Source organism: Streptomyces sp. NPDC006235, from assembly GCF_040613735.1.
GTDB lineage: Bacteria > Actinomycetota > Actinomycetes > Streptomycetales > Streptomycetaceae > Streptomyces.
Genome location: NZ_JBEXSR010000062.1, coordinates 1 through 12338, shown reverse-complemented (window position 1 = coordinate 12338; position 12338 = coordinate 1). Strand labels below are relative to the sequence as shown.

Below are 12338 nucleotides of genomic sequence, written 5' to 3'. Positions count from 1 at the left end.
TGTTTTCCGTGTCCGCAGTGACCCGGTATCCCCAATGCGAGCGAACTCGGCAAAATGGGGCACCGAACAAGGCTCCGATCGTGTAAAGGCCGAGTTCCGGGCGCATTACCAGGGGTTGGCCATCGGTCTTCCTGTGACGGTGCATGGGAGTTCGGCGCGGGGAGGAATAGGTTGTGCGGGCGGAACTCGACGGACGGCCGGGATGTGCCTGGCGCGGTGACACGCAATGGGGGCGGACATGCAAATGCTGAAAGGTTCAAACACTCCGGTGCCCACCTCGCCGCTGCGCGTGGAATTGGGCTGGCGGGCCGGCCCGGGGGTGCCCGACGCCGACGCCTCCGCTTTGCTACTGGTAAGCGGAAAGGTCCGCTCGGACGCGGACTTCGTGTTCTACAACCAGCCCGCGCACTCCTCCGGCGCGATCCGGCACGAGGGCAAGCGGACCGCCGACGGCCGGGTGACCGACACGCTCCTCGTCGACCTCACGCGCGTGGAGCCCCAGATCGAGACGATCGTCCTCGCCGCCTCCTCCGACGGAGGTGCGTTCGGGCAGGTCCCGGGGCTGTACATCGAGGTCCAGGACATCGCGCGGGCAACGCCGGTCGCCCGCTTCGACAACCCGGGCGCCACCACTGAAACCGCTTTCGTGCTCGGTGAGTTCTATCGCCGCCAGGGCGCCTGGAAGTTCCGCGCCGTCGGCCAGGGCTACAGCAGCGGCCTCGAAGGACTGGCCACGGACTACGGCATCACGGTCGACGAACCGCAGCAGGCGACACCGACACCGACACCGACACCGGCCCCGTCTCCCGTGCCGCCCGTGGCCGCGCCCTCGGTGTACACGCCTCCGCCGCCCACCCGGTCGGCGGCCCCGCCCCCGCCGGCCGCGCCCCCGGCGGCACCGCCCGCACCCGTCCGTCTCACCAAGGTGACGCTCACCAAGGCCGCCCCCTCCGTGTCGCTCACCAAGCAGGGCGGCACCTCCGGCGCCCTGCACGTGAACCTCAACTGGCAGGTGCACAAGCAGTTCTCGGGCTGGAGCAGCAAGTTCGGCCGCCCGGCCGCGATGCACTCCGACCTCGACCTCGACCTGTGCGCGCTGTACGAACTCACCGACGGCAGCAAAGGCGTCGTACAGGCCCTCGGCAACGCCTTCGGGGCGCTGCACCAGCCCCCGTACATCCACCTCGACGGCGACGACCGCACCGGCGCCGTGTCGACCGGTGAGAACCTCACCGTCAATCTCGACCACAAGAACGCCTTCCGGCGCATCCTCGTCTTCGTCACCATCTACGAAGGCGCCCGCTCGTTCGCCGACTTGAACGCCACCGTCACCCTCCAGCCGCAGCACGGCGCCCCTGTCGAGTTCTTCCTCGACGAGTGCACCGTCCCCTCGCCCGTGTGCGCGCTCGCCCTCATCACCAACACGGGCAACGACCTCGTCGTACAGCGCGAGGCGCGCTATCTCGTGCCCGAGCGCGGGGTGAGCCCGCAGCGGACCGTCGACCACGCCTACGGGTGGGGCATGAACTGGACCCCCGGCAGGAAGTGACTCCCCTCCGGGGGCGTGAGCGCGGCCGTCAGCTCTCCTCGGGCACGGCGTCCGGACGGGCGTAGGTGCGGCCCTTCCAGGCCGCGCCGCGTCCCCGGTAGTGCTGCACCGCCGAGTCGACCGTCATGAGGAGATAGAGGAACGCGGTGAACGGCAGCAGGGGAGCGAGCCACAGCGGCTGCCGGTAGTAGCGGAGCATCGGGACGTACGTCCCCGTCATCACGACCCACGCCGACGCTCCGGTGACCGCTGCCGCCGCGTTCCCCGTCGCCAGCCCGGCCACGACCGCCACGGGCGGCACCAGATACACCAGCGCCAGCCCGGCGACCGTCCCGGCCAGCAGAAGGGGGTTGTGCCGCAGCTGGGCATAGGCGCTGCGCGACACCATCCGCCACAGGTCACCCAGCCGCGGATACGGCCGGACGCTGTCCACCCGGTCGGCCAGCCCCAGCCAGACACGGCCGCCGCCGCCCTTCACCGCCCGCGCGAGGGCCACGTCGTCGATCACGGCGTGCCGGATCGCATCCGGGATCCGCGCCCGTTCGGCGGCCTGAGCCCGCAGCAGGACGCAGCCACCGGCCGCGGCCGCCGTCCGGGTCCCCTCCTTGCCGATCCGGCGGAAGGGATAGAGCTGCGCGAAGAAATAGACGAACGCCGGCACGACGAGCCGCTCCCACGTGCTCTCCACCCGCAGCCGGGCCATCTGCGAGACGACGTCGAACCGACCCGTACGAGCTGCCGCGACCAGCTTCCGCAGGCTGTCCGGCGCGTGCGCGATGTCGGCGTCCGTCAGCAGCAGGTACTCGGGGTCACGCGCGCGTGCCAGGCCGATGCCGTGCCGCACCGCCCACAGCTTGCCGGTCCAGCCGGCGGGCGGCTCGCCCGGCGAGCCCACCGTCAGCGGCAGCCCGCCGTGCCGGCGCCCCAGTTCACGCGCCAGGTCACCGGTGCCGTCCGTACTGCCGTCGTCGACGAGGAAGATCTCCGCCCGTCCCGGATAGTCCTGACCGAGCAGCGACGGCAGCGCGTCGGGCAGCACCGCCGCCTCGTCGCGGGCCGGGACGACGACGCACACGGACGGCCAGGCGTCCGGTTCCCGGCGCGGCGGCAGTCGCACGTCCGTGCGCCAGAAGAAGCCCTGACAGAGCAGCAGCCACAGCCAGGCGAGAAGCGATCCAGCGGCAGTCCACACAATGGCGCTCACGCGCGCAGTCTGCCCCACCGGAACGGCCCGGGACCGCTCATCGTCTATCGTGATCGGGTGAAGATCGCGCTCATGGACTCCGGAATCGGTCTGCTGGCGGCCACCGCCGCGGTTCGGCGGCTGCGCCCCGACGCCGATCTCGTACTCTCCCTGGACCCCGACGGCATGCCGTGGGGCCCGCGGACTTCGGAAGACCTGACCGAGCGCGCCCTGGCCGTCGCCGAGGCGGCCGCCGCGCGCCGCCCCGACGCCCTGATCGTCGGCTGCAACACCGCGACCGTGCACGCGCTCACCGCCCTGCGCGCCCGCCTCGAGCCGGGAATTCCGGTCATCGGCACCGTCCCGGCGATCAAGCCGGCCGCGGCCGGCGGCGGGCACCTCGCCATCTGGGCCACCCCGGCCACCACCGGCAGCACCTACCAGCGGACCCTGATCCGGGACTTCGCCGACGGGGTGCCCGTCACCGAGGTGCCCTGCTGGGGCCTCGCCGAGGCCGTCGAACGCGCGGACGAGGCCGCGATCGACGCCGCCGTGTCCGCGGCCGCCGCACTGACCCCCGACGAAGTGACCACCGTCGTCCTGGGCTGCACCCACTACGAGCTGGTCGCCGAGCGCATCCGGGCCGCCGTCCAGCGCCCGGGCCGCCCGCCCCTCGTGCTGCACGGCTCCGCGGGCGCCGTGGCCGCTCAGGCCCTGCGCCGGCTCGGCGAGCAGCCCGCCCCGGGCGCCGCGCCCCACGGCACCCTCACCGTCCTGCTGAGCGGACGCGAGGGCGCCCTGCCCCCACCCGCCCTTGCCTACGCCGAAGGGCGGCTGCTGCAGGCGGTCACGCCGGCCGGCTGACCACCGCCCGGCCGGCGCAGTAACGCTCCGCCACGAGGTACCAGCGGAGCGAAACCTGAGTAACCTCATAGGCATGAGGGACCACCGCCACGGCGAGAACGCTCCCCACGCGCACACCGACGTCTGGACCGGCCGGGCCACCAACCGCGTCCAGTGGCTGCTTGCGCTCATCGGCGCCGCTTGCATGGCACTGGGCATCGAACTGGCCGTCGACTCGGCCTGGACGTCCGGCATCGCCCCGCTGGCCATGGCCGTGGTCGGCTGCATCGCCGCCGGGCTGCTGGTCCTGTTCGGAACACTCGCCTTCGTGCACGTCGCCCTGCGGGTCGACGAGGAGCACCTGGAGGTGCGCTGCGGACACATCGGAGTGCCCCGCCGCCGTATCCCGCTCTCCCAGGTGGCGGGCGCGACGTACATCTCGCACGTCACTCCCCGTCACTGGGGCGGCTGGGGCTATCGATGGCGGCCGGAGAAGGGCACCGCGGTGGTCGTGCGGCGGGGTGAGGGTGTCGTGCTGGAGCTGTGGGACGGACACACCTTCACGGTCACCGTGGACGACGCGGAGGCGGCCGTACAGGTGATCAAGGCGCGGCTGGGCCGGACCCAGCCGGGTGCCCCCGCGCACTGAGAGGGCGTCCGGTCACCACGCCGGGGTGCGTCCGGCACCCCGGGAACGCGCGTCCGGCGTGCGGCTCGAGGGCTCGTCGGTGAGCGGCCGGGCCGTGGCCATCCCCGCCAGCAGCCCCGCCCCCACCGACACCGCGGTGAAGCTGAGCGCGTTGCCGATCGCGGCGATGACCGCGAGCGCCGTCAGGGCCGCGCCCGCGGTGAGCGCCACCGGGGTCGGGCGCGGGCTGCGCCACAGCGCGTACAGCACCCAGCCGAACGCCGCCGCCAGCAGGGCCACACCCACGATCCCCTGTTCGGCCGCCTGCTGAAGGGGTGCCGAGTGGGGCTTGCCGTCGGACAGCAGTGACTGCGCGGACGTCGCGCTCAGCTCCCCGAAGCGCCCCGGGCCCGCGCCCAGGGCGGTGTCGTCGCGCAGCAGATGCCAGGCGTCCTGCCAGAGCCGCACGCGGTGCGGTGTCAGCCGCTCTTCGAGGGCGGCCACCAGCCCGTTCGGTACGGCCCGCGCCGCGACCGCCCACGTCAGGCCGGTCACCAGGACGGCGACCGCGCCCAGTGCCGCGAGGCCCGCGCCGCGGCGACGGGTGCGGCCGGCGGCCAGCGAGCACAACAGCACCGCGACACAGGCGACGCATCCCGTGCCCGAGCCGAGCACGGCCGCCAGCACCGCGGCCCCGGCGGCCTGCAGCCGCAGGGCGAACCGCACGGCAGGAGCGCGAGCGGCCCAGGCCGCGCAGCACGCGGCACCGGACGACAGCGTCAGCACGGCGGCCGTCGCCCCGGCATGCCCCAGAGGGGTGGTGATCTGCGGGCCCGGCGCGAGGTGCGGAACCGCCACGGTCAGCCCGATACCGGCCAGGGCCCCGGCACAGGGCGCGCCGACCGGCAGCAACGCCCCGCTGATCCGCCCGGCGGCGTACCCGGCCGCCACGGCCAGCACCGCGAGCAGCACACCCTCCGGGCGGCCATCGTGCAGCGCGGCCGTGACCAGGGACCAGCCGGCGCAGGCCCCCAGCACCACGACGCCGGTCCCGTCCACGACGATTCGTCTCTCACCGTCCGCGTCCTGCCCGGACGCGGACGTCAGCCCGCTGGAACCCACCCCGCCCGCCCCCCGCGCCACGTCGCCCCCGACCTGTGAAGACCCCGGTCGCATGGGCCGCCACGGGCCGCACGACTGAGGCTTCGGCACACCGTAGCCGCTGGTGGACGGTTTGTGGATGTGTCGTGACGAAATGAGCAGGAACGTTGCGGCAGATACCCGGTGCGGCGGTGACGCGGCCGCCCCGTGGACCGCGCTGTCGGTGTCAAGGTCGCTCGCCTTACACTCCGGGAGTGACCGTCACCGCAACCTCCGTCGGCGAGTCGGATCAGCTGGAGCCGCAGATCGCGCCTGAGGCGCGGACCTGGGCCCGGCGTCTGGTGCGTCTCCTCCCGGCCGCCGCAGCCGCGCTCTCCGGCCTGCTCCTCTACGTCAGCTTCCCGCCCCGCACCCTGTGGTGGCTGGCCGTGCCGGCCTTCGCGATCTTCGGCTGGGTGCTGCGCGACCGCGGCTGGAAGGCGGGGCTCGGTCTCGGCTACCTCTTCGGCCTCGGCTTCCTGCTGCCGCTGCTGGTGTGGACCGGGGTGGAGGTCGGTCCCGGCCCCTGGCTCGCCCTCGTGGCGATCGAGGCGGTCTTCGTCGCGCTGGTCGGCGCCGGTGTCGCCGCCGTGTCGAAGCTGCCCGGATGGCCGGTGTGGGCGGCCGCTGTGTGGATCGCCGGTGAGGCGGCACGCGCGCGCGTGCCGTTCGAGGGCTTCCCCTGGGGAAAGATCGCGTTCGGGCAGGCGGACGGTGTGTTCCTGCCGCTCGCCGCGGTGGGCGGCACCCCGGTGCTCGGCTTCGCGGTCGTGCTGTGCGGCTTCGGGCTGTACGAGGTCGTCCGCCTGGCCGGGGTGTGGCGCCGCACCGGCACGGTGCGCAGGGCCGCGGCGGCCGTGGGTCTGCTGAGCCTGGCCGTCCCGGTCGTGGCGGCCGTAGCGGCCCGGCCGCTGGTCAGCGACAAGGCCGAGGACGGCAGCGTCACCGTCGGGGTGGTCCAGGGCAATGTGCCGCGGGCGGGTCTCGACTTCAACTCCCAGCGGCGGGCCGTCCTGGACTACCACGCGCGCGAGACCGAACGCCTGGCCGCGGAGGTCAAGGCCGGCAAGGTCGCGAGGCCCGACTTCGTGCTGTGGCCGGAGAACTCCTCCGACATCGACCCCTTCGCCAACCCCGACGCCCGCGCCGTGATCGACACGGCGGCCAAGGCCGTCGGCGTGCCCATCTCGGTCGGCGGCGTCGTCGAACGGGACGGCAAGCTCTACAACGAGCAGATCCTGTGGGATCCGGCGAAGGGCCCCGTCGACACCTACGACAAGCGCCAGATCCAGCCGTTCGGCGAGTACCTCCCGCTGCGCTCGTTCATCGGCGCGATCAACGAGAACTGGACGGCGATGGTCCGCCAGGACTTCAGCCGGGGCACCAAGCCGGGCGTGTTCAGCATGGACGGCGCCAAGGTCGGTCTCGTCACCTGCTACGAGGCCGCCTTCGACTGGACCGTGCGCTCCGAGGTCACCGACGGCGCCCAGATGATCTCCGTACCGAGCAACAACGCCACGTTCGACCGCAGTGAGATGACCTACCAGCAGCTTGCCATGTCCCGCGTCCGCGCGGTGGAGCACAGCCGGACCGTGACGGTGCCGGTGACCAGCGGCGTCAGCGCGATCATCATGCCGGACGGCAAGATCACGCAGAGGACCGGCATGTTCGTCGCCGACTCACTGGTGCAGAAGGTGCCGCTGCGCTCCTCGCAGACGCCCGCCACACAGCTCGGCATCCTGCCGGAGATCGCCCTCGTGCTGGTCGCGGCCGGCGGACTGGGCTGGGCTGTCGGCGCCGGTCTGCGCGGGCGACGCGCCGCTGGCGTGTAGCCGTACGCCGGTCGCACACCTCCTGAAACCCGCCGGGGCGCCGCAACCCGCCTATTAGGGTCGGGCCATGGCTACTCCCGACTTCATCCGCACCCTCCGGGCCTCGGCCGGTCACCAGCTGCTCTGGCTCCCGGGAGTCACCGCCCTCGTCTTCGACGACGAGGGCAGAGTGCTGCTCAACCGCCGGTCCGACACCCGCAAGTGGTCCGTGATCGGCGGTATCCCGGACCCGGGGGAGCAGCCCGCGGCCTGCGCCGTGCGGGAGGTCTACGAGGAGACAGCCGTGCACTGTGTCGCCGAACGCGTCGTCCTCGTCCAGGCCATGGATCCCGTCACCTACGGGAACGGCGACATCTGCCAGTACATGGACATCACCCTCCGCTGCCGGGCCGTCGGCGGCGAGGCACGGGTCAACGACGACGAGTCGCTGGATGTGGCCTGGTTCGACATCGACGCCCTGCCCCGGCTGGACGAGTTCGGGCTGTTCCGGATCAAGCAGGCCCTGTCGGACGCCCCCACATGGTTCGACCCCACTGCATCGGGCTGAACTGTAGGGCGTGACCACATGGGGCCCGCCCATGGTGCTGCCTAGGGTCGAGGCATGACCGCGCCCCATGTCCTTCCGGCTCACCACGCCTTGCCGCTCGACCTCGGCGGCCGCACCGCTCTCGTCACCGGTGCCGCCGGCGGCATCGGCCGCGCCTGCGCGCTGCGGCTCGCGGCCGCCGGCGCGAAGGTGAGAGCGGTCGACCGGGACGCCGCGGGACTGGAGGCGCTCGCCGGACAGGGCCGCGACCTCGCGGGTACCGTGGAACCGCACATCCTGGACCTCACCGATCTGGACGCCGCCGAACTCGCCGCCGCGGGCACCGACGTCCTCGTCAACAACGCCGGGCTCCAGCTCGTGCGCCCCATCGAGGAGTTCCCGCCCGACGTCTTCCACACGGTGCTCACCGTGATGCTGGAGGCGCCCTTCCGGCTCATCCGCGGCGCCCTGCCCCACATGTACGGACAGGGCTGGGGCCGCATCGTGAACGTGTCGTCCGTCCATGGACTGCGCGCCTCGGCCTACAAGTCGGCCTATGTGGCCGCCAAACACGGGCTGGAGGGACTCTCCAAGACCACCGCCCTCGAAGGCGCGTCCCACGGTGTCACCTCGAACTGTGTGAACCCCGCCTATGTGCGCACCCCACTGGTCGAGAAACAGCTCACCGACCAGGCCCGGGCGCACGGCATCCCCGAGGAGCGTGTCCTGTCCGAGGTGCTGCTCCAGGACAGTGCCGTCAAGCGGCTCATCGAGCCGGAGGAGGTCGCCGAGGCCGTGGCGTATCTGTGCGGTCCGCAGGCGTCCTTCGTGACCGGTACCTCACTCGTGCTCGACGGCGGCTGGACCGCCCACTGAGCCTGTGGCCTCGTCGGTCCCGAGTTGTCCACAGGGCTGACGGGACGGCCCGATCATGGTGAATCCTGTGAGCATGCCCAGCGATCACGTGCAGCCGGCCGAGCGCTCCGCCGGCCTCGCCGAACCGCCACCGGCCGCCGCTCAGACGCCGTATCTCGAGCTCCTGGCCCGCGGCGCGTCCGCCGACGCCTACGAGCAGCCGGTGCTGCTCGCCCGCGCCGAAGGCCGCCCGGCGGAGTGGATCGCCGCACTCCAGCAGGCCAAGCCGCTCGCCCTGCGCGTGCGCGAGGAACTGGAGGGACGGCGCCGCCGCGAGGCCGAGCTGTCCGCACTGTTCGAGACCGCCCACGACCTCGCCGGGCTGCGCGACCTGGACGCCGTACTCCAGGCGATCGTGCAGCGCGCCCGCTCGCTGCTGGGCACCGACGTCGCCTACCTCAGCCTGAACGACCCGGCGCGCGGCGACACCTACATGCGGGTCACCGAGGGCTCGGTCGCGGCCCGGTTCCAGCAGCTGCGGCTCGGCATGGGGGAGGGCCTCGGCGGCCTCGTCGCACAGACCGCACGCCCCTATGTCACCGACGACTACTTCAAGGACGACCGGTTCCAGCACACCCTCACCATCGACGCCGGCGTGCGGGACGAGGGACTCGTGGCCATCCTCGGCGTGCCGCTCACGCTCGGGCACCACGTCATCGGCGTGCTGTTCGCCGCTGACCGGCGCGCCCGGGTCTTCGAGCGGGAGCAGATCGCCCTGCTCGGCTCCTTCGCCGCCCTCGCCGCGGCCGCCATCGACACCGCCAACCTGCTCGCCGAGACCCGGTCGGCCCTCGCCGGTCTCGAGCGGGCCAACGAGATCATCCAGGACCGCAGCGGCGTCATCGAACGCGCCTCCGACGTGCACGACCGGCTCGCCGAGCTCGTCCTGCGCGGCGGCGGGGTCCACGACGTGGCCGCCGCCGTCTCCGAAGTCCTCGACGGCACGGTCGAGTTCACGGAAGCCGCCGCGGCCCCGGGGCAGGCCCTGGAGGCGTCCCGCGCGGAGGGCCACGCGGTGCGGCACGAGGACGACTGGATCGCGGCCGTCGCCGCGGGCGGAGAACTGCTCGGCGCACTCGTGCTGCGCGGCCACCCGGGGCTCGACCCCGTCGACCAGCGCACCCTGGAGCGCGCCGCCATGGTCACCTCCCTGCTGCTCCTGGCCCGCCGGTCCGCGGCCGAGGCCGAACAACGCGTCCGTGGCGAGCTTCTGGACGACCTGCTCGACGCCCGCGACCGCGACCCGCGCCTGCTGCGGGAGCGCGCGGCCCGCCTCGACGCCGACCTCGACGCGGTCCATGTCGTGCTGGCCGCGCGACTGGAGGGCGACGCGCCCGACGCCGGCCAGGAGGCGGACGCCCGCAGACGCCTGGCCGCCGCCGCGTCCCACCTCGCCGCGACCCGGCAGGGCCTGGCCGCCGCACGCGACGGCGGCACGGTTCTTCTGCTGCCTCTCGGCCCCGGCGACACCGCCACCGAACTGGCCCGCCGCGCCGCCCGGCATCTGGGCTCAGCGGTCCACGCACCGGTCACCGTCGGCGCCTCGGCACCCGCGGAGGACCTCGCCACCAGAACGGACTCCGTGGCCACGGCCTACGCCGAGGCCCGGCGCTGCCTCGACGCCCTGCGGCTCCTCGGCCGCTTCGGGGACGGGGCCGCCGCCGAGGACTTCGGCTTCCTCGGGCTGCTCCTGGCCGGCGACCGGGACATCCCCGGCTTCGTCGAGCGCACCATCGGCCAGGTCGTCGCCTACGACCGGCGACGCGGCACGGAGCTGCTGCGTACGCTCGACGCGTACTTCGCCTGCGGTATGAGCCCGGCCCGCACCAAGGACGAACTGCACGTCCATGTGAACACGGTCGCCCAGCGCCTGGAACGCGTCGGCCGCCTCCTCGGTGACGACTGGCAGAGCCCGGCCCGCGCCCTGGAGATCCAACTCGCGCTGCGGTTGCACCGGTTGTCGGCGCGGCACTGACACCCGTAGGCGGGCCCCCGTACGCGGTGAGGAGGACGCACGGGGGCCGGTGCCGGGACGGCTCAGAGAGTGCGGGCGTCCGCCGCCGGTGCCGTCGTCCGGTCGGGGCCGGCGGGAGGGGCGACGTCGGCCAGGTCCCGGTGGCGGGTCTCCTTGGCCGCCGCCACCGCGATCACCGTGAGCACGGCGGCGGCGATGACATACAGGGCGATCGGCGTGGAGCTGCCGTAGTCGGACAGCAGCGCGGTGGCGATCAGCGGCGCGGGCGCACCGGCCGCGACCGAGGCGAACTGGGCGCCGATGGACGCGCCGGAGTAGCGCATCCGCGTCGCGAACATCTCGGAGAAGAACGCGGCCTGGGGCGCGTACATCGCCCCGTGCAGCACCAGCCCCACCGTGACGGCGAGGATCAGGTTGCCGAAGCCGCCGGTGTCGATCAGCGAGAAGAACGGGAACATCCACAGCCCGACCCCGACCGCACCGATCAGATACACGGGACGGCGGCCGATTCGGTCGGAGAGCGCGCCCCACGCCGGGATGGCGGCGAAGTGCACGGCCGAGGCGATCAGTACGGCGTTGAGAGCGGTCTGCTTGGAGACGCCGGCCGAGGTGGTGGCATAGACGAGGATGAACGCCGTGATGACGTAGTAGCTGATGTTCTCCGCCATGCGCGCCCCCATCGCGACCAGCACGTCACGCCAGTGATGCCGCAGCACGGCGACCAGCGGCAGCTTCTCGGCCTCCGCGGCCCGGTCCGCCTTACGGGCCTCGGCCTGCGCCAACGCCTGCTTGAAGACCGGCGATTCATCGACAGACAGACGAATCCACAAACCGACGATCACCAGCACCCCGGAGAGCAGGAACGGGATCCGCCAGCCCCAGCTGCCGAACGCGGAGTCCGACAGCACGGCGGTCAGCACGGACAGCACACCCGTGGCGAGGAGTTGCCCCGCCGGTGCGCCGGTCTGCGGCCACGAGGCCCAGAACCCGCGCCGCCGCGCGTCCCCGTGCTCCGACACCAGCAGCACGGCACCGCCCCACTCGCCGCCGAGCGCGAACCCCTGGACCAGCCGGAGCACGGTGAGCAGGACCGGCGCGGCCGTCCCGATGGTGGCGTGCGTGGGCAGCAGCCCGATCGCGAAGGTCGCCCCGCCCATCAGCAGCAGACTCAGCACCAGCAGCTTCTTGCGCCCGAGCCGGTCACCGTAGTGCCCGAACACCAGCGCACCGAGCGGCCGGGCGGCGAACCCGACCGCGTACGTCAGGAACGACAGCAGCGTGCCGACGAGCGGGTCGGAGTCGGGGAAGAACAGCTTGTTGAACACGAGCGCGGCGGCGGAGCCGTACAGGAAGAAGTCGTACCACTCGATGGTGGTGCCGATGAGGCTGGCCGTGACGATGCGTTTGAGGCTGGCGGGGGGTGGGGGAGCGGTCGCGGGGGAAGGCATCGGCACCACTTCCTGGCAGTTGGCGGGGACGTTTCCGTGTCGCCATACCGTAGGAATCCGCAGGTCAGGCGCACATGTGGCGGGGCAACATAGTTAGAGGGGTGGCTATGCGTGTGGCCACCATGCCGACTCATGGAAAGGCGGTTCAGGGGCTCGACGGCTGTCGAAACGAGCGCCGTCCGGGACGCGTAGTTCAGCGCTGCGCCTAGGCGGTTTCGTTTGGATCATCGGGCGGACCAGAGGAAGATGCCCGCGATGTGGAGTCCGGCCAGGTAGATGGTGGCGGTCTTCTCGTAGCG

10 protein-coding genes are annotated in these 12338 nt (G+C 72.6%); 7 read left to right on the top strand and 3 right to left on the bottom strand.

Annotation, left to right across the window (positions count from 1 at the left end):
- Window positions 1-244: 244 nt before the first annotated feature.
- On the top strand, window positions 245-1549 hold the full coding sequence (locus ABZ192_RS39985; protein WP_356929376.1) for a TerD family protein: 1305 nt from the start codon (window positions 245-247) through the stop codon (window positions 1547-1549).
- 28 nt (window positions 1550-1577) lie between these two features.
- Here the strand turns inward: ABZ192_RS39985 and ABZ192_RS39980 are convergent, their stop codons facing one another.
- Window positions 1578-2771: a glycosyltransferase gene (locus tag ABZ192_RS39980; protein ID WP_356929375.1), complete on the bottom strand. Its 1194-nt coding sequence runs from the start codon at window positions 2769-2771 to the stop codon at window positions 1578-1580.
- Between the two features lie 39 nt (window positions 2772-2810).
- Here ABZ192_RS39980 and ABZ192_RS39975 point away from each other — a divergent pair, with 39 nt between their 5' ends.
- On the top strand, window positions 2811-3596 hold the full coding sequence (locus ABZ192_RS39975) for an aspartate/glutamate racemase family protein (protein WP_356929374.1): 786 nt from the start codon (window positions 2811-2813) through the stop codon (window positions 3594-3596).
- Window positions 3597-3669: 73 nt separating this feature from the next.
- Window positions 3670-4224, top strand: a complete 555-nt coding sequence (locus ABZ192_RS39970) for a hypothetical protein (RefSeq protein ID WP_356929373.1) — start codon at window positions 3670-3672, stop codon at window positions 4222-4224.
- Between the two features lie 12 nt (window positions 4225-4236).
- Here ABZ192_RS39970 and ABZ192_RS39965 read toward each other — a convergent pair whose 3' ends face one another.
- Entirely contained in the window at window positions 4237-5262 is a 1026-nt protein-coding gene (locus ABZ192_RS39965) for an O-antigen ligase family protein (RefSeq protein ID WP_356929396.1), read from the bottom strand.
- Window positions 5263-5558: 296 nt separating this feature from the next.
- Here ABZ192_RS39965 and lnt point away from each other — a divergent pair, with 296 nt between their 5' ends.
- From lnt to ABZ192_RS39945, 4 genes are all read left to right on the top strand, one after another.
- A complete protein-coding gene (gene lnt / locus ABZ192_RS39960) occupies window positions 5559-7175 on the top strand; it encodes an apolipoprotein N-acyltransferase (protein WP_356929372.1) in 1617 nt (538 codons plus the stop codon).
- Between the two features lie 67 nt (window positions 7176-7242).
- The gene (locus ABZ192_RS39955) at window positions 7243-7722 is read left to right on the top strand and encodes an NUDIX domain-containing protein (protein ID WP_356929371.1); all 480 of its coding nucleotides are present in this window, start codon (window positions 7243-7245) and stop codon (window positions 7720-7722) included.
- 54 nt (window positions 7723-7776) lie between these two features.
- Window positions 7777-8577: a 3-hydroxybutyrate dehydrogenase gene (locus ABZ192_RS39950; protein WP_356929370.1), complete on the top strand. Its 801-nt coding sequence runs from the start codon at window positions 7777-7779 to the stop codon at window positions 8575-8577.
- A 73-nt stretch (window positions 8578-8650) separates the two neighbouring features.
- Window positions 8651-10591, top strand: coding sequence for a GAF domain-containing protein (locus tag ABZ192_RS39945; RefSeq protein WP_356929369.1), 1941 nt, complete (start codon window positions 8651-8653; stop codon window positions 10589-10591).
- 62 nt (window positions 10592-10653) lie between these two features.
- Here the strand turns inward: ABZ192_RS39945 and ABZ192_RS39940 are convergent, their stop codons facing one another.
- Window positions 10654-12039 (bottom strand): MFS transporter, encoded by a 1386-nt coding sequence (locus ABZ192_RS39940; RefSeq protein ID WP_356929368.1) that lies wholly within the window; start codon window positions 12037-12039, stop codon window positions 10654-10656.
- Between the last annotated feature and the right edge of the window lie 299 nt (window positions 12040-12338).

Bases quoted from the DNA above. Each gene is read 5' to 3' on its own strand.
- ABZ192_RS39985 (WP_356929376.1), top strand. From the start codon at position 245: ATGCTGAAAGGTTCAAACACTCCGGTGCCCACCTCGCCGCTGCGCGTG.
- ABZ192_RS39970 (WP_356929373.1), top strand. From the start codon at position 3,670: ATGAGGGACCACCGCCACGGCGAGAACGCTCCCCACGCGCACACCGAC.
- ABZ192_RS39955 (WP_356929371.1), top strand. From the start codon at position 7,243: ATGGCTACTCCCGACTTCATCCGCACCCTCCGGGCCTCGGCCGGTCAC.
- ABZ192_RS39950 (WP_356929370.1), top strand. From the start codon at position 7,777: ATGACCGCGCCCCATGTCCTTCCGGCTCACCACGCCTTGCCGCTCGAC.
- ABZ192_RS39945 (WP_356929369.1), top strand. From the start codon at position 8,651: ATGCCCAGCGATCACGTGCAGCCGGCCGAGCGCTCCGCCGGCCTCGCC.
- ABZ192_RS39940 (WP_356929368.1), bottom strand. From the start codon at position 12,039: ATGCCTTCCCCCGCGACCGCTCCCCCACCCCCCGCCAGCCTCAAACGC.